Source organism: Candidatus Nitrosocosmicus sp. T (assembly GCF_054408485.1).
In genome coordinates this window covers 768,978-786,436 of the sequence record NZ_CP166992.1, presented here as the reverse complement: position 1 = coordinate 786,436, position 17,459 = coordinate 768,978, and the positions used below count along the sequence as shown (strand labels likewise).

Genomic DNA, 17,459 nt, shown 5'->3' with positions numbered 1-17,459 from the left:
AAAGTATGCAATGTCCTCATTGTACAATCGAATTTCAACCTCAAATGGAAAAAAGATGGCGATAGAACAAAAGAACAAAAATGAAATGATATTTACCATCAGTTTTGTCCAGGCTGTCAAAGAATTAAACTGTAAATTCAGTAAATTGAATCTGTCATAATGTATGTATGTATTAGAGTAATAACGAAATAATACGGTTTAATTTCCTCAAATGATTAACTAATTATTGCAATATGTTTGTTAAATACTTTGATCTTTAGTATGTTATGATATGTTTTTATCAGTAAATAGAATTCCTCATCCGATACCGCCTGCAGATAAACCTGATCCCAAGGCCGCTCAAGCCTTGCAAGAGGGTTTAGGAGGTCAATTTGGAGAGATGCGTACTATGATGCAGTATTTTTTCCAAAATATGAATTTTAGAGGAGATGCAAAACCCTATCAAGATTTACTAAGAAGCATGGCTACTGAAGAGATTGGACATGTAGAGCAAATAACAAATACAATAAATATCCTTTTAGAAGGCGCTTCAACTAATACGAATCAACCAAATGAATTACCATTATCAATCGCATTAGAATCTCCAAATATTCACCACTTTTTGGTTGCAGCCCAAAGTGCTCGACCAGTTGATGCAGCAGGAAATCCTTGGAATGCTGCGTATGTATATGATAGTGGAAATCTTGTGCTTAACATGTTATATAATTTAATGCTCGAGGCCACGGGAAGATTACAAAAGTGTAGGTTGTATGAAATGTGTGATAATAAAGCCTTTAGGTCTACAGTCTCCTATTTAATAGTCAGAGATTTGGTGCATGAAAAGGTTTTTGCCAAAGCCTTAGAGACTCTTGGAGTAAATTGGGGGAAAGCTTTACCCGTTCCAAGAATAGATACATCCAATATGCCAGAAGTTAAAGACTTGGAAAACAAGAATTTGCATAATCAAATGTGGACATTTACAAATAAAGGAGAAACATCGTTACTAGATAAGATATTCAAAGGTGATTCCCCATTTGATGATGGTGGTACCCTAGAGGTAATTGAAGGATTTCCTGAAGGTGCTGAAATACCTATCATGCCAGAAGCTCCACAGGAGTTTTCACCAGGATTAGACGCTGAACTGATGAAATTGGCAAAGAAATTATAAAAGCGGTAACAACTAAGGAGAGACATTAATTTCACAAATTTAGTAAGAAATTAGTGTTCCCATACTCATTGGGTCCAAATGGTTCTATGTTTTAAAATACTATAACACTATTCATAAAATATTTTATATTGATTACATAGTCTGTCATTATTAAAATATTAGTCTACAAAGTCGAGCATATAATTACCTAGGATGTACAGGGAAAGACCTTTAGACGTTACCGATAAAGATTACATATCTAAGAGAATCTATGAAATATTTATACTATATTATATATGAGAAAAGTGAAATCATATGGACTGTACAGACGGTATCGAGAAGAAATTTACTGAATTTGAGGATGCCATGAGAACTTGCCTGCCTAAAGTAAAAACTAAATTGATCATAGACTTGTTACATACATTAAAGGAAGAAGAGTATCCGGGTTACACGCTTCAGGTATTTTTAAAGGAGGGATCTAATACTGATTCTTTCCGCGAGACAATAATCAAAGATTTTGGTGTGGTTCCAGCATTTCATAAAGATGAAGAACATGGCGAACATGCCGCTATAGAGCATCGAGTGAATTTTGATACCCTACGCTATCTTAGTAATTTTGACGATGTAATTGAAATTGGAGGCTCGAGAGCCGGTGGTGGAAGGGCTTCGATAGGACCTAGATTAGAAAGGGATACAGAGGACAAACTTTCCAATACTACCAAATAATATTTACATGGTCTAACCATCCCAATTTCTATCTATCACAATTACAATTTTTTTGCACTACCATAAAAGAAATTAGAACATTCAAGTTATTAGAAGACAGACAAACTAAATAAAATAAATCTGGTACTTTAACGTTTGTTTAAAGCTACCAACATATTTTTCAGTGTTATTATTTACAGTCTGGTTCACCATAAATGGATGTTGAACTTGTTGTATTTGAGGTAGGATATGGGTATGGTATCTATTGGGTCCCAATCTAAATAACCTTCCCATTTGATTCAGATAATTTCAATAGCCGTTCTTTTTGTTGCGGGTCATTTAGAAAGGGGAATTTTGGATTTGCTCGGTCTGGAGAAATTCCTCTTGGTGATAATGCCAATTCAGCTTTTACTATCTGGTAAAATTTTATATACTTTACAATCGATCATATACTCTACTCCGATCAATGTTGTATTTGGAGAACGGCTATCGTATAGCTAACATACCGTCATAATTTTATCATTAGGTTTACAAAACTGATATACTCTAGGGATAGGATCGTCATATAGGTGTCTCACCGCTGTTAATGGATCAGTGGGTGAACCACCATAACCATCGACTGGTTTGGTACTATTAGTAGAAGTAGCATTAACTTGAGTCACGTTCATCGGAGTAGTGGTAGCATTAGGATAGCATTAGTCGTGTTAGTAGTAACAGCATAGTTTGAGTGTTCGAGGACCCATGAGTATGATATTGCTCCATAATAAATGCGATAGCATAAATTCCGCACATAATGAGAATCAAAATTGCAATACAGATTAAATATATTATAATTTTTCAAATTTTGCTACCTTGGCAAGACATTATCCTAATTTTTAAGCGGTTTTCGTTCATCTTGTTTAACTTCACTCGATCTGAATCACTATTCTCTACCCCCATTTTATCTATATCGTCTATATTTATCTACGGCAATGTTTTTTTCTGAATGAAATTCAATAATGTAAGTTGATCTTTATTATTGTCTTTCTTTTTTTTCGACATGTATCTGTTTTCATCTAGATGAGGGAAATCAAACAACATGCCTTTCTCCATTACCTTTTCCTTTAGATTTTTTTGTATAGTATCTGCATAAATTTTATCCACATAAAAATTATAACCCTGTCTCACGGGTTCCTTAAAGTGATAAAGTTTGGTATACTGTCTGATAACTTCTGTTTCCTTTTTATTTACCAGTTTGAATACAATTTTCATTCTTTCCCAAATATCTGATCGAAGTCTTAACGGGGCTCCAAATACATAACGGACACCTGAATTGAAGCAATTATCTATTATTGACTCAATCTCATTTAACGAATCTGTAATTAGCGGAAGTATTGGATCGATATTTACAGCACATCGAATTCCACGGTCACTAAATCTTTTTATCACTTTAAACAGTACAAATGAGGGTGGAGTCCCAGGTTCTATTATTCGTCGGATATTTTCATTACATGTTGTAATCGACCACACTAGAAAGCAATTATGTTTGTATTGTTCATGGAGTGTAAGATCTCTAGATATTAATGCAGATTTTGTGAATACATAGTAAGGTATATGGTATTTCTGCAAAATTTTAACACACCTTCTTGTTAATTCAAACTTTAATTCTGCTGGTTGATAAGCATCGGTGGCTGAGGAAATCATAACAGGTTGTACACTTGGTAACTTCCAAGTTAATAATTGACTTTCTAATATTTCAGGAGCATTACTTTTTGCATAAATTTTATCATAAAATTCTGGCGACCATTCATAAGTAGCATAACAGTATCCGCATCTGTGCTGACATCCTTGGTACAAATTTAAGGTGTTACCTTTGTGGTTATTTACAGTAAATGGATGAAGAATTGATTTACTCTTCTTACTGTTAAACACAGGCGCACTTTTGCTATACCAAGAATCCATTATAATAATTAAATATCATCGAACAGATAATTAAATTTATACAGTTTTATTTAAGCGTTTTATTTAAGAGTTTTATACTGATTCTTTACATTATACCTATCCTGTCATGTCCTGTTCGCTCCTCTCCTTGATGTCCTAGGGACTCCTATAACAGGATAAAGTAATGAAATTAATTGTTTGTACATGTTTGATGATAAAGTATAGAAACGTCATTGATTTATTGCTCACATAATTGTAAAAGTTCGAATGGCACAACAAGGATGTCTTTTCCATCAATTGCTGTAGGGTCAAAGTCTCTCTGGATAGTTCTTCTTTATGGACTGTTGTTACCAACTCAGGTGAACACTTCTATATAACAGCGATAATTTCCAAAACGTATTTAGGATGTGGCTATGAACAAGAGAGCAAATTCCATTTGGGTTAGTCTTTTTATATTAACAAAAATAGTTTGTCATCGCCTTTGTGACTATTTTATCAATGATTCTACTATTTTAACTGTCTATATTTATTACAAGGTATTTTTAATCGATTGTCGTATTAAGATTTGCATATATTTTATAATGTTTGATTTAATCGTGACGGCTTTAGTTCGAAGACAAAAAGTAAAAGTGAAAGAGTATAAAACGCGCTATGATAGTGTGTATGACTCACTACTTTATCTAAAAAACCAGCCAATCCCACAAACTAAATACAGGATTTCAACAAACAAGCATACACTCTCATCATTATTATCTTATCAATTTATTAAACCTGTTACCAACAAAAACCTAATATTGCATAGCGAGTACACGGATGTTCCTCACTATGTAATATCACCCAAAGGAATTGAATATATTAAAAGATACGAATCGCTTAAACAGTTATTTTAATACATTATAAAATTATAATTTTAAGCTGTTAAATGGTTTATTTATACCAGAAATTTACCATGAAAAAGAATTTATTTATTCCATCATGTCATTATTTTATAAGAATCCAAGATATTAAAGAAATAAAATTTATTAAAAATAAGTATTATAGATTTAATACTATTTTTTCTTCGTAGTGCTACTCTTCTTTGTTGCGGTGACCTTGGCCTTGGCTTTTCCACCTTTACTTGCGACCTTCTTCTTTGTTTCTTTGTCTGCAGAAGCTAATCCTTTTTTATCATCTTTTGATGTAACTTTCTTAGATACCATTTAATAGATGGTGAAAACAAACAATATACAGCATATCATTAAAAGTAGTATAATAAAGCATACAAAAAATATAATTAAAGATTATTTTGAAGATATACGTTTAATGAGGACAATAAATTATTTCATAATAACTTTTAGGTATAATATTGTTTTTAATACTAAAGCGGTATCCTATTTTTACTTTCATCATTGTCCTGACTGTCATTCTTTATTTCTTCATTTGTTATTTCTTCCGTAATAGTTTTTGTTTCCGTTACGGATTGCTTCCTTACAATTAATTCTTCTGTAACAAAGGATCTCTTTGTGATTACGGGTTCTTCTCTTTTTATTGGAATAATAATTTTAAATTTTGAATCATTTTGGCTTTCAAGCTCTGTTGTGGATTCAGATTCATTCGACGATGATTTCTGATTTTTAATATTAAAATTTTCCAGATCATTATATTCATTGTTGATAGGCTTTTTTTCAATTGTTATCTTTTCATACATTAACTCAATTTTAGCAGTCTTGGTTTCCTTCATAGGTTCTTTTATTATTTTTATATTATCTTCGATATTTTTTTTTGTGACTTGCAGATCTTCGCTCAGTAAAGGAATTGTAGTTTCAATTGCTTTTGACATATCGGATGCCTTAAATGAAGAATAATCATCAAATTTATTTTCCTCCCCTTGTTCATAACTTTCCAAGTTCGTTTCATTTATGGCGAATCTAACTACATCCCCATCAAAGCTTTCTATAGATGAGACAGGAAGATGATATTTTTTTTTATTTATCAAACCTTTCTGAGTAATAATAAAGGTACCTCCAATTTCCTTGACAGTACCTAAGTCTAAGCCATCAGTTCCTACGGCCTCTTTTTCGGCCAGACTATCTAAATCGATATTTTTGTCATTTGAGGTAGACACATATCCTAGTATTTAACAAAAGATATATTCCTGATAACAATTAGGTCAAGGTTTTATATTTTTCATTAATATCAAAACCATCAGGATATTTTATCGAATATTTCTCTTTATTTAATTCAACTTGTATATCATGATTTTCACTAACTTGATATTTTCTAATAATGATCTCCCCCATTTTGACTAATTTTCTATTGATAGTTATTTCTTCGCCCCATAAAGGAATGACTTTTTCGAATTGATTAGTATTGTAGCCGTTTGGTGATACCAATGGAGTTGATGGCGAATCGACTTTTTCTTTTTTTGAACCTTGTTTAGTATAATGAATCTCTAATTCCCTATTTTCATGAGAAGGATCACGGTTATCATGCTGCTGCTGCTGCTTGTCAGACTTCTTATCCGGTCGAGAATCTTCATTATTGTTTTTTTTATGCTCTTCATCATGATGAAAAACATGTGAAATTTTATCCTTTATCTTTGATAGCATTTCCACTATTTCTTTTTGGTCATAAGAACCGAATTCTTTGCCGTTGAGTAGGATCTCTTCGTATTTTATTGGGATTTCAATTTTCTTTGTCGTGTGTACCCATGTTTTCTCCAATTGGATGTTAGTTTCTACTTCTTTTTTTGTTAGTTCAAAATCTTCGCAATAGAGTGGAATTTGGCTTACAATTTGTTCATCTTGCATGTCGGAACTGGTTGATAGAGTATCGTTATACGATTGTTGGCTATCTTTGTTGTCTTTGGGATCGCCATTTTCTTTGAAAGTGTTGTTCATATAACAGAAAGGTCATGATAACTTATAATTATCTACATTCAACCTCCTAGATGAAGCAGACGTTATAAGGGCTTCACATGTTATATTCTAAAATATCAGATAGAATAGAATATAATTTTAACTTTAAACTCATATTGCCTTGGAATGATAATGCCTGTCAATAGACTGTAGCTTCATAATACGAAGTGAGAAAGCAAAAATATGATTTTCTATCATAACGCTTATCTTAACGTTTACTATCAGAGATCAGGATTCAATCTCAGAAAGAGAACGGCTTTTTTGACATGGTTCTTGGTTGATTCCCATGGTCGAAATATTCCTATTAACATAATATTTATATATTACTATTTATTTCCTTTTAGAAATGAAGAATGCAACAATTTTCATGATATGTATGGCATTAGTTCTTTCTCTTGGAAGCATGGGTGTCAACTCCTTTGCTCAAAATACAACTCAAGTCAATCAAACAGGAGAGAATGCCCAGGGTGCAGTCAATGAGACTGGCGAAGCAGCCGGAAATGTAACTGAAGGGTTGGGTGGTGCTGTCAATGAGACTGGCGAAGCCCTTTCAAATGCTACTGGAGGAATTTTTGAAGGACTTAAAGACTTAGTTAATGGTTCAAGTCCTTAAATAAATTTTTCTTAGATTGAATGAAAACCTTACCAAATTCTTATAAATCTATAAGGTTATTTTACTTCGACACTCTTTTCAGTGAGAACTCAACATTTATTAATTGAGAATTAGAGAATTAAATACATTTATGACTAATGATATAACTCATGAGAGTACTTATATTATTTCCTGTAAAGTGATTATCAATTCCATTATACTCTAATGCAATAGTTTGGATACTAGGATACAAAGTAGTAAGAACCTATCTTAAAACATTCCTAGGATTCCAATTTATTTTACCAAGGAGGCACCTTCCAGTTATTTGATTATGTAAGTAACTATATAGATAGAAGTAGTAATAGAGACAAAAATTATAATCTCCTTTCGTTGAGTATACCAACTTTGTTACTAACTTGACCTTTACCTAGGGACCTTTACCTTAAATTGACTTAGTCGATCATTGGAGATATTTAAAATGACTTCTGAACCATTATATGAATCGACTTCACCTTTAGGAATACTATATTCTTCTCGTGCTCCTTCAGAAGTGATAATTATAAAATCTGCATTAACGGCGGTTACACTTCCTATGGCTAGCCCTTCCCCCGTTCTAGCACCTTTATGAATTATTGAATCCCAATCCTCCACAGCTGTCTTTGATTTATTGAATTTCTTATTAGAACCTGAAACCTGGCTGCCTCGCTCTATCAAAGGAAGGCGTTCATTAAGATTAATGTTACCAGTTGACGATCTACCAATATTGTCTCCTGGACTAATAGATGAAGAATTTGAATCAGAGGGCTGTTGCGTTACAGAAGCGGATTCATACCTAGAATATTCTCCTTCTTTTGGAGGATTATCTTTTTTGAAATTATCTTCAGCGTCTTGTTGAGTTATATTAAACCATAAAGTTTCACCATCATAACCTTTCACCAAATGCTTTGGTAGATAGAATTTGTGCTTGCTTATTCTTCCTTTTAATGTCACTACAAAATTATGACCCAGTTCTTGAACTTCTCCCAAATCATCTCCTTTGTCATAGCCCCTAGCTTCTTTTTTTAAAATATCTTTCCAATCTATACTATTATTCTTCCAATCAAAACTACTACTATCATTGTTAGGGTTATTCATAGATCCTAATTGAGAATAAACTATATAACTATCACAAATAACTTAAAATACTGATTAACTTCAGAGTGGTATTTGAATTAAAAATTTGTAAATCTATTGGACGATATTTAAAATTGCATACATAATTAGAAACTAGTCAATAATATGATGCCTGCCAGACTATTTTGAATTTGTAATCAATCATATTATCTAATAAAATGTCTACATTATAATTCTATAAAAAAATCCGATATTTTCATAAATCTATCAAATTACATAATTATTCTTTTCAGTTTGCATCTTTTTCAAATATTAAGTAGTATGTTTTACTTGGTTACAAATTATCTTAAAGTTTGATAAAATCGTTATTAGATTCGGTTGGATTCTGATAACTTGTCAATACGCAATTTATTAACGGACATCTAAGTTTCTAAATTTATTACCAATTCAACGGTTTACAGAGATAATATGTGTTGTTTGTCGTTTTATTATTTGAATCCGGTTTCTGAACTGATCTATTCAGTGACCTGCCTAGTTTCTGTAATTTAGCTCTTTTCTATCACTATCTTTTAATTATAGATTTTTGGACATCTCTATCTTTTCCTGCGTTAGGTCCATTTTCATCTCCTTTCCTGAAGTTATTGGTTTTTGAGAAGTAACAGTTTGTTTTGTTGTATGGGGTTTTCTCTATTTAGATATCTCCTCAAGAACCACTGGAACTTGAACTGTTCTTATTTCCTTCACTGATTCCTTGACGTGTGAAACGTGACTTCCTTCAGCTCTTTTAGAAATGTCTAATTTTTCTTCGATCACATCTATAGTTATTTTTTCGGGTTTCCTGATAGTGGATGTTTTATCGGACTCATCTTGATGGGTAGGTTCCGGATAAGTGTCTCTCTGATAATTGTTTGAGACTTCATCCTTTGATACTTTAAATTGAAGAATTTTACCATCAAAGCTCTCGGCCTTGTCCTTTGGGATAAAAAACTTTTCTTTGTTAATTATCCCTTTTTGTACTACGATAAAACCGTTTGACACTTCTTGCACCTCTCCAAGATCTTCATCATTTATCCCTCTTGCTTCCTTTCTGATTACATCATTCCATTCAATTTTTGAACTCACATTAATTCTTATTAAACATCTTATAAATAGATGAAAATATTATAGTGATTATGAAATTTGTAGTAAAGTACCGCACCTGATTATTATCAGATGGTGTTCAAGAGGATACCATCATTAGAGTATTTCATTTTTTGGATCATCGGACCAAGATGACCCATATTTACCACGTTAAATCCATTGGCAGCCAATTTAGTGTATGCAGACTTAATTCTTATTTGTATATTTATAAATCTAAGAACATATCGGATTTTGTTTAAGCAATTTAATTAATATAGCGTTCCGTTTAAAGAGACATTTTTGATATATGACCTTTGAAATAAGCACTATATGACAAGAAACTGGTAGGCGATAAACAGCTAAAGGAAAATAACATATACATATAAACACAAAATAGAAATCGATATGGTTGACATAATCATACTTTTGTCAGCTAATAGGATGATTGTAATGTTATAGTCTAAATTAATATTTTTGTTCCAAGTAAACTATTATTCTAAGAGAATGAAATCAAAGAATATCGAAAATTATTGGCAAAAGATTTATGATTTTATTAGAAGTAGGATCATGAATTAAATAAAAAAAATAAACATAAATAAAACGTTCCTATCAAAATGTATTTTAGCTATCCTGGCCCTGTTTTTGACAAATATTTCATCCTCAAACGAAGTATTAGCACTAGATAATAGCAAACATACTTTTCTTAATCGTAAGTTTGATAATGGTACAAGCAAAGAAACATGTTGTTATGGACCAGACGGCAATGTGAAATGCCTTGAGTGCGATATGTATCTAGAAACAGGACAGAAATCCAATTGCAATGAAGTACCTAATAAATCTGAAGGCGATACCGTCCGGCCTCCGGCTTCGGTATTTAATGCAGCATATTAGAAACAAAGGAACCAGTAAAGCAGTCTCAAGGACTAGGTAAATTATCTTCGTCCCTATCTAACTTCATATAATCGACAGATCTATTTGTAAGGCTAGCTGTAAGCTCTCTCAAGAATCAACTGAAGCCGATCAGTCATGACCGCACGAGAAAGAACAGGGCCATGGTAGGGATCAATCTCTTCACTTATATGATGCATTTTTTTCCTAATTTTTTTTAGAAAAAGATTGTATGACGATATCTATTAAAGCACCAGCTAACCCACTGGCGATCCATTGACTGCAGTTTTTTGCAGATGACCCCTTTTAAAGTTCTTTCTTTATATGATTATAGAGATCATCAATATTAGTTTGATAATTCTTGTAGCACTTTACACTTGCCATTTTAAATCATTTTTTAACGAAAGGAACACATACAACATGAAAAAGTATGGTTATAGTGTGACATTATTCTACCTTTAATTCCTTACCTTTTGGCTTAATATTTTCGTTTTTGTTGAAAACAATTTCTAATATTCCATTGTTATAGGTAGAGCTAGCTGAATCGATATCTGCTTCAGGTGGTATTTCTACAGTTTTATAATATTTTCTTTGATAACCAGTAGTTGTGATTTCTACCGTACCCTCTATCGCAGTTATTTTAATCTCCTCTTTTTTTACTCCAGGCATCTCCACTATAACTTTAATTTCCTTATCAGTGATATTTAGATCGGCTAAAGGTTCTCTTTCTGCTGTTAAGGCTGGTCCTGACCCAATACCTGAGAGATTTAATTCATGTTCATTTGATCCTCCCGCAAAGTTTTTAACGTTTCCAAATTGGCTTATATGTGGCTTGCCATCTGGTCCAATGGTCATCGAATATCCATATACGATCGGTCCTACTTCTCGCACTTTGGTACCATCAGGCTTTTGATATTCTCTTACTAATTCTTTTGGTGCATTGGATTGGATATTATTAAATTGCTTAAATATCCTCTCCATTTCATCTTGCATCTTCTCAAAGCCGGAAAAGTAATCATCGAAAAACCTTTCTCTATTTTTGTCTATATGTCTTGCAAAGAAATTTTTATACCAGTCAAAAGGGTTTAGATCTCTATTACTCATTGTACTGGCCATATAATTAACATAGTTTATTATCCATGATGGTCTATTTGTTAATTAATGTTTATTTCGGCATCATGGTCAAAGTCGAATGGAAATCTTGTCGTTACAGAAACAGGTATGTTTTGTAGGTATTAATTTCGTTATGGCGTAAGAGCAAGTTACAAATCATTATAGTAGTAGACATTCTACCTCTAGACTGTGACGTGATTATCATCTTTATTGTTATTGTCTTTAATCATACTTTTTGTTCAACTATCCAATCTCCTAAAAGGCTATGGTTCTTATAGTTTCGTACGTGACCTGAGCGTTAATGCAATTCATTTCTATTTGTTAAACTAAAAGTATTTCTGATGATGTAAGTATCTATACTATGATAATATTTTTCGTTCCCATGGGAAAATAATCCATTTGTCATGATTCAATATTTTTCCGATAAATGCTGTGTCTTTGCCATTAGTATCATTGAATCTTCTCATAATTCGCATTGCATGGTGCACTTTAGTAAATGTTTCACCAGTATCGTATATTTCATCCACTACAAGATATTTCTTATCGGTCGTTAATTGAGGCATTTCTTCAGTATACAGATTTTTATTTCTAACTGGTATAAATTGAATATGATGTATGTCAAGATGGAGGGCCATCATCCTAGCTGGAATGATTCCACCATTGGTTATTCCTAGGATCACATCATACTTTTTGTTTAAACTTTGTATTTTAGTTGCAACTACCTTTGTCAATAATCCGACTTCCTCCCAACTGCAATACTCTCTAGGGGAGCTGTTTTCGTTCACTCCTTTTTTTTTAAACTTCAAATTCCTATTATACTATTAGCTATAACAAATACAATAATATTAAGAATCATAATTTCGTTTTTATGCTTCTTCTATTAAGAATGTATATAGTTCCATATGTTTAGATAAGATACACGTTAGGAATAACTTGAAGCGAATTGGTATTTACAGATGACTATAAAAAATCAATATGTTGGGTAGAGTATATTCTATATATGTATGTGATATCACCAGGTCAATAAAGTAGAGGACAAACAAATATAATTTCTAGATCAGGTGCTATTTTTTGTTGAGAGGTTATACGGACCTTTTTACAACCCAAATGAGAGCTCATCATGAACCCTTTTGAGGAACCCTGGATAATCAGTTGCTTACTCTATTTCAACTATTTCAACAAACATTCATAACGACCTTCAGCTGACTCTTTTCAAAGAGATTGGCAAGTAAAAAGAATATGATTTTTGAACACCTAAATGACAAATATTTTGTATAAATTTGGTTAAAGAATGTAAGTAGCAGATGGTCCATAGATAAAGAGTTAAAATTTATAAATATACAAACCCGTAATTGTATTATAAAAGACAGTAAGACTTTGTCGAAGGGTAGAACAATGAAACTAAAGAATAGTATCAGTAATAATAAGACGTTCATTTTAGTTATTATATTATCTACTATTTTGTATATGAAAGGAAATTACATGTTATTAATGCCCGTGAGTGGTCATGCTGGTCCTATTGCCTATCAACCTCAACCTAATCAAATTATCAATTCTACTCAAGTAATACCTGACGAAGTAATCATTACTTTTAGCGAGAGGCCTGAATTAAAAGTGAGTATCATACGTGTCACCGATTTTAATGATACAAGGATAGACAATAATGACCTCAAGGTAGGCGATTCTGAGAAAGTACTTACTGTAAAATTGAATAAGTCAAAATTAATATTTGGTGATTATACTATCAATTGGTTAGTTCTATCCAAAGATGATGGCTTCATTACTAAAGGTTCTTATGTTTTTTCATATACTCGAGACGAAAACTAATTAATAGACCTGAAGGAGAAAGAGTCGATATAGAGTTAGAAACAATGTAAATTCTGAAATAAATAATATAATAATAATTCTTTTTGAGCATCGAGATAGAATAGGCTAGAACATGAATACATCTAAACCGATTCTGTTTTTAACCTGTTTTTTATTCTTGGTTTATATCTTCCTAATAATAAAGAAGATGTGACCACAGGAACAGAACTCATACATTTTTAACTTTTTTAATGTCTTTTCCGGTTCAAGAAATTCATTCAAACATTGAGATGAGGAAAAATAATGGATATTTTATTTTAGTACACATTCCTGCTAACAGCATATTTAATGTAAATCCGACTATAGAATAATTCTAGACATTTGCGCTTTATCTATTTTGTATTGATTAAGGATATTATTAAAAAGGAATTAAAATAGAAGGAGAGAACAAACTAGGCTAAGAACAGAGACCTCATAAGCTAAGAATATGTAGTCTATTAGTATGGTTCAGGTTCCGGATTTGGTGCTGGACTAGGCTCCGGTACGGGTTCTGGTGTAGGCTGAGGTCGTGGATCAGGGGTAGGGTAAGGCTCCGGATTAGGTGGGGGTTCAGAAAATTGTTTGATTATAACAGAACCAGCAGTGTGTTTGATTGAGTGATTTTCCATAATCCCTACCAAAAGTACTAGTATTTCTCCTTTTTAAGATGAAAATTGAATATTTTCAGAATAACTATCATTAAATTCTTAAGTTGAACTCATAAGGACAGACATACATTTCGGATTTGACTATTCCACAAAATGAGAAATTAGACTTGTACAGGAAACCACTCAAAATAAATATTAAAGATTATTCTTCTGAGCTAAAGTTTTTTCATCTACCAGTTTAAATCGCGACAGTTGCTTATAGGCGATAAATACAACAAGAGCAATGATCAGAAAATCGATAATACTTGATACAAGATGACCGTATCTAAACTCTGTAAGCTCGCCTGATATATTAATCACTTTGGCGGACATGGCATCCAGATTTCCCGAAGGCAAAAATAGACCAATCAGAGGATTTATGATGTCATTTACTAATGAAGTTACTAGTCCAGAAGCGGCCTGACCTACGACAAAGGCTAATGCTAGTCCAATTACACCAAACGTTTTTAAAAAGTCAAAAAATTCTTGAGCGAGTGTTTTTTTTACTATCAACACTTCATCATTTTGCTCGCTCTTCTTTATATCATCATTACTCAATGGGTATCTTTTCAAAACTAGAAATAAATGATATCTGAATATTTTTTAGTAATCATTTACTAAGATAATTGTAGTTCTTTAATGGTTGGGTGGATGGTACTGCAAATTAGCATTTCTAGTATACCCATCTAAAATTTCGTTACTAAATTAGATATTGATTGGATTGAACTCATTAAAACATTTGCAATCCGATTTGTTAGCAAACACCAGTGTAACTTCATCCATCAAGATTACAAAAGCTCATACATGTAGAAATATCTAAATAAAAAAAACAAATCATGCTAATCAATATCTTGTAATTATTTATATTATGTTAGCATTATGAACATATGATTAAAGCTACTATCTTAATATTTGTGGGAATTCTCAGTGTATCGGCATCTTTTAATACCGAGTCTATAATTCTAGTAGCATCACAATCTTCAATAGAAAATTCTTCAAATCTAACTTATCCAAATAATCCAACTTTAACAATAGGGGAAAAGTTTAACGCAACCAATCCGCTAGAAAATAATTCGGGTGAGTCAGACAATAATTTGCCGTCTCCCATGTAATGTAGTTATTATACTACATACATTTATTATAATAAACTTGTACACATTGACTGGTAGGCATGTAATCATTTGTTTAAGGGTAACCCAAATGAGAATGTTGCATCCTTTTCATCATTATTGTCGTGATTTTGAGTCAATATTACCTCTATGAGTTTGATAATATTTTTTTCAAAATATACATTTCAGAACAAGTCAATGTCAAAATTGGATACAAACTTTGAAAAAATGTTGGGGAATATTTGTGAATGAACACTTAACCCCAATCCTAAACCTCTACCTCACCGTGAGAATCACTATTTGAATTAGTTTAATCTAGTTTTATCAATATGTTTACTTTACAGTTAAAGATATTCTTTTTGTATATTTAAAGTCATTAACCTATTAAAACTATTCACAGTATTTTCTCTATAAAAATCTTATTAGATAATTCTTCTAGCAGGTTCTGCTATATGCAAATCAAATTGTATCTGCTTGTGTTATCTAATCAGGTAAATCAAGTTTGCAAAATATTTGTCATTTAAAAGAGTCAAGCGTTAATCTATTGGCAGTATGATTAGGATACTGCAAGGTCGTGACAATAATCAATCATTTAGTGAATTATGAAGAAGAAAAAAATGCATATACATAGCTGAAGGAATTCAAGACTAATTTACCACTAAATATATATCATTTTTTAGAACAAATTTCTCTTAAAACTGTTCCATAGTCCAGATGGGATTTTATTCTCATATAAGGAATTAATTTGTAATGAATTGAATAATATTTCTTATCTTGAGTGAGGATTCCTTTAAGCAATAGTGATACCAGCCCTCCAGACACCTTTGAAGTAGGAATATTCTTTTCTAATGAAACTTTGTTTCTGATTGTGTGATATTCGCCTGGTGTAAAATAATTTCTGTTAATCTTTAGTATAAGGGGCCACACAATATATTCCCATACCAACCTCCGATTTTCAGTTGAAGTCGCATATTTCCCTTTTTTATTGGAATGGATATAGTCTTTGTCCGACGTTTTACTATTAACTTTTTCTTGATTTACGAATATAGTTAACATAGTAGATCTTCCTATTTAATAATATATAGCAATTTTATAACGTCATCTCCCTAGAATTTAAATCGATTCGACTGAATGCGTCTTGCCCGGTCGACCTAATATATTGTCAGTCTTTCCATCTTTGTCCTATATGATAAGTTTGTTTAGTAGAGATACTTCATCCCTAGTGAAAAAGAAATATTATGCCAAATAATATCAAAACTGTGCCTATTGAGAACTTTGAAGATAGTAATAGTGATTGGGACATCCTATGTAGAGGATCTATTACTATTCGTACATTTGAGGATCTTCCTTGCCTGGCTGCATATTTTCTTCATAAATAATCAAAGCAGTATATTCATCAATGCCGTTTTTATTAAGAGCATTAAATTTAATGTCAATTAACTGCTTCACCCCCTCTTTCTTAAGGAATTCATTAATGTTTTTTTCAATATCGGAGAGTCGTTGGTTATTATAGAACTTTACACTGGTCATATTCAAATCGCCTTATTTTCAATAAGATGTTTTATTGATATAAAATCTTCGATTTAATACCATAGATTGATAGTCTAAAGATAATATTAGTTCTCCTATTGACAGGTCAACAGTATTTTAATACGATTGTAATAATGTATGACAAATCACCATGTAGTGGTGCTGATGGGGATGGTTCAATTCTCAGGACTAGATCCTATGGAAAATTAACAAATCATGATAGCAATGTCATATCCCTGAAAAGAGTTGATGGAAAAACATCTAATAGAAAATAAGCTATAATTTTTTTTATCAACAAGTATATTGACCATTCCTATTCTAGTAAATTAAATATTTGAAAATTGCGTCAATTCGAATTGCATATTAGAACAGTTACTATGATAGATGTTTGTTTTGTGAAAATCGTGTTGATATCCACAGAGGTCGCATAAATTATAAATTATAAATTATAAATTATAAATTATAAATTATAAATAATATCTAACATGTAAAAATATATCCAAAAAATATGATTTTTAATTAAGGTCCTTACGAAATGTACTTTTCGTAATCCTCTCCTTCGTAATATGTATTATTTCTGTAACTATAGGGATTAAAACTTACTTTTATTACATTTTTGTCTAATTTATTATTTCCTGAGATTACTATCCATCAATTGGTGACTTATGATACTCTACGGATCTAAATAAGTAGATTGTTTAGATAATCTTCAAAAGCATCCACTTTTAAAAAATAAGGATTATGAAAAATCAATAATCCAATGAATCATTAATCATAGTATGTTGCTAATATTGAGCGAGAGTTACATATTGCTTACTACTCCCAAATTGGAACAACATTCCAAACTGTTTAATG

General features: G+C 31.8%; 21 protein-coding genes and 1 pseudogene. 8 read left to right on the top strand and 14 right to left on the bottom strand.

Annotation, left to right across the window (positions count from 1 at the left end):
- Positions 1-271 precede the first annotated feature (271 nt).
- The gene (locus AB0A59_RS04115) at positions 272-1,147 is read left to right on the top strand and encodes a manganese catalase family protein (RefSeq protein WP_458746723.1); all 876 of its coding nucleotides are present in this window, start codon (positions 272-274) and stop codon (positions 1,145-1,147) included.
- Positions 1,148-1,441: 294 nt separating this feature from the next.
- Positions 1,442-1,852, top strand: coding sequence for a hypothetical protein (locus tag AB0A59_RS04110; RefSeq protein ID WP_458746721.1), 411 nt, complete (start codon positions 1,442-1,444; stop codon positions 1,850-1,852).
- Between the two features lie 380 nt (positions 1,853-2,232).
- Here the strand turns inward: AB0A59_RS04110 and AB0A59_RS04105 are convergent.
- The 3 genes and pseudogenes from AB0A59_RS04105 to AB0A59_RS04095 all read right to left on the bottom strand — a co-directional run.
- A pseudogene (locus tag AB0A59_RS04105) lies at positions 2,233-2,316 on the bottom strand (hypothetical protein); the annotation flags it as partial.
- A 12-nt stretch (positions 2,317-2,328) separates the two neighbouring features.
- A complete protein-coding gene (locus AB0A59_RS04100) occupies positions 2,329-2,499 on the bottom strand; it encodes a hypothetical protein (protein ID WP_458746719.1) in 171 nt (56 codons plus the stop codon).
- Between the two features lie 295 nt (positions 2,500-2,794).
- A complete protein-coding gene (locus AB0A59_RS04095; RefSeq protein ID WP_458746717.1) occupies positions 2,795-3,772 on the bottom strand; it encodes a radical SAM protein in 978 nt (325 codons plus the stop codon).
- A gap of 560 nt (positions 3,773-4,332) precedes the next feature.
- Here AB0A59_RS04095 and AB0A59_RS04090 point away from each other — a divergent pair.
- Positions 4,333-4,641 carry a hypothetical protein gene (locus AB0A59_RS04090; RefSeq protein WP_458746715.1) on the top strand — a complete coding sequence of 103 codons (309 nt, stop codon included), beginning with the start codon at positions 4,333-4,335 and terminating at the stop codon, positions 4,639-4,641.
- 159 nt (positions 4,642-4,800) lie between these two features.
- Here the strand turns inward: AB0A59_RS04090 and AB0A59_RS04085 are convergent, their stop codons facing one another.
- The 3 genes from AB0A59_RS04085 to AB0A59_RS04075 form a co-directional block, all read right to left on the bottom strand.
- Positions 4,801-4,950 (bottom strand): hypothetical protein, encoded by a 150-nt coding sequence (locus AB0A59_RS04085; RefSeq protein WP_458746713.1) that lies wholly within the window; start codon positions 4,948-4,950, stop codon positions 4,801-4,803.
- Between the two features lie 158 nt (positions 4,951-5,108).
- The gene (locus AB0A59_RS04080) at positions 5,109-5,855 is read right to left on the bottom strand and encodes a YsnF/AvaK domain-containing protein (protein ID WP_458746711.1); all 747 of its coding nucleotides are present in this window, start codon (positions 5,853-5,855) and stop codon (positions 5,109-5,111) included.
- 40 nt (positions 5,856-5,895) lie between these two features.
- Positions 5,896-6,630 (bottom strand): hypothetical protein, encoded by a 735-nt coding sequence (locus AB0A59_RS04075; protein ID WP_458746709.1) that lies wholly within the window; start codon positions 6,628-6,630, stop codon positions 5,896-5,898.
- Between the two features lie 364 nt (positions 6,631-6,994).
- Here AB0A59_RS04075 and AB0A59_RS04070 point away from each other — a divergent pair, with 364 nt between their 5' ends.
- Positions 6,995-7,261, top strand: coding sequence for a hypothetical protein (locus AB0A59_RS04070; RefSeq protein WP_458746708.1), 267 nt, complete (start codon positions 6,995-6,997; stop codon positions 7,259-7,261).
- A 402-nt stretch (positions 7,262-7,663) separates the two neighbouring features.
- On the opposite strand, the gene AB0A59_RS04065 is transcribed toward AB0A59_RS04070, so the two are convergent.
- Positions 7,664-8,374, bottom strand: a complete 711-nt coding sequence (locus AB0A59_RS04065; RefSeq protein ID WP_458746707.1) for a hypothetical protein — start codon at positions 8,372-8,374, stop codon at positions 7,664-7,666.
- A gap of 666 nt (positions 8,375-9,040) precedes the next feature.
- Positions 9,041-9,475 (bottom strand): hypothetical protein, encoded by a 435-nt coding sequence (locus AB0A59_RS04060; protein WP_458746705.1) that lies wholly within the window; start codon positions 9,473-9,475, stop codon positions 9,041-9,043.
- A 639-nt stretch (positions 9,476-10,114) separates the two neighbouring features.
- Here AB0A59_RS04060 and AB0A59_RS04055 point away from each other — a divergent pair.
- Positions 10,115-10,363 carry a hypothetical protein gene (locus AB0A59_RS04055; protein ID WP_458746703.1) on the top strand — a complete coding sequence of 83 codons (249 nt, stop codon included), beginning with the start codon at positions 10,115-10,117 and terminating at the stop codon, positions 10,361-10,363.
- 444 nt (positions 10,364-10,807) lie between these two features.
- Here AB0A59_RS04055 and hsp20 read toward each other — a convergent pair whose 3' ends face one another.
- Complete coding sequence (hsp20, locus tag AB0A59_RS04050) at positions 10,808-11,464, bottom strand: archaeal heat shock protein Hsp20 (RefSeq protein WP_458746701.1); 657 nt, start codon at positions 11,462-11,464, stop codon at positions 10,808-10,810.
- A 368-nt stretch (positions 11,465-11,832) separates the two neighbouring features.
- Positions 11,833-12,279 carry a phosphoribosyltransferase gene (locus AB0A59_RS04045; protein WP_458746699.1) on the bottom strand — a complete coding sequence of 149 codons (447 nt, stop codon included), beginning with the start codon at positions 12,277-12,279 and terminating at the stop codon, positions 11,833-11,835.
- A 589-nt stretch (positions 12,280-12,868) separates the two neighbouring features.
- Between AB0A59_RS04045 and AB0A59_RS04040 the strand changes: the two genes are divergently transcribed.
- A complete protein-coding gene (locus AB0A59_RS04040) occupies positions 12,869-13,300 on the top strand; it encodes a copper resistance CopC family protein (RefSeq protein WP_458746697.1) in 432 nt (143 codons plus the stop codon).
- A gap of 476 nt (positions 13,301-13,776) precedes the next feature.
- On the opposite strand, the gene AB0A59_RS04035 is transcribed toward AB0A59_RS04040, so the two are convergent.
- Positions 13,777-13,947 (bottom strand): hypothetical protein, encoded by a 171-nt coding sequence (locus AB0A59_RS04035; RefSeq protein ID WP_458746695.1) that lies wholly within the window; start codon positions 13,945-13,947, stop codon positions 13,777-13,779.
- A 174-nt stretch (positions 13,948-14,121) separates the two neighbouring features.
- Positions 14,122-14,538, bottom strand: coding sequence for a large conductance mechanosensitive channel protein MscL (locus AB0A59_RS04030; protein ID WP_458746694.1), 417 nt, complete (start codon positions 14,536-14,538; stop codon positions 14,122-14,124).
- A 314-nt stretch (positions 14,539-14,852) separates the two neighbouring features.
- Here AB0A59_RS04030 and AB0A59_RS04025 point away from each other — a divergent pair, with 314 nt between their 5' ends.
- Positions 14,853-15,077 carry a hypothetical protein gene (locus tag AB0A59_RS04025; protein ID WP_458746692.1) on the top strand — a complete coding sequence of 75 codons (225 nt, stop codon included), beginning with the start codon at positions 14,853-14,855 and terminating at the stop codon, positions 15,075-15,077.
- A 666-nt stretch (positions 15,078-15,743) separates the two neighbouring features.
- On the opposite strand, the gene AB0A59_RS04020 is transcribed toward AB0A59_RS04025, so the two are convergent.
- Positions 15,744-16,130 carry a hypothetical protein gene (locus AB0A59_RS04020; protein WP_458746690.1) on the bottom strand — a complete coding sequence of 129 codons (387 nt, stop codon included), beginning with the start codon at positions 16,128-16,130 and terminating at the stop codon, positions 15,744-15,746.
- 267 nt (positions 16,131-16,397) lie between these two features.
- Positions 16,398-16,604, bottom strand: a complete 207-nt coding sequence (locus AB0A59_RS04015; protein ID WP_458746688.1) for a sporulation protein Cse60 — start codon at positions 16,602-16,604, stop codon at positions 16,398-16,400.
- 134 nt (positions 16,605-16,738) lie between these two features.
- Here AB0A59_RS04015 and AB0A59_RS04010 point away from each other — a divergent pair, with 134 nt between their 5' ends.
- A complete protein-coding gene (locus AB0A59_RS04010; RefSeq protein ID WP_458746687.1) occupies positions 16,739-16,879 on the top strand; it encodes a hypothetical protein in 141 nt (46 codons plus the stop codon).
- Positions 16,880-17,459 lie beyond the last annotated feature (580 nt).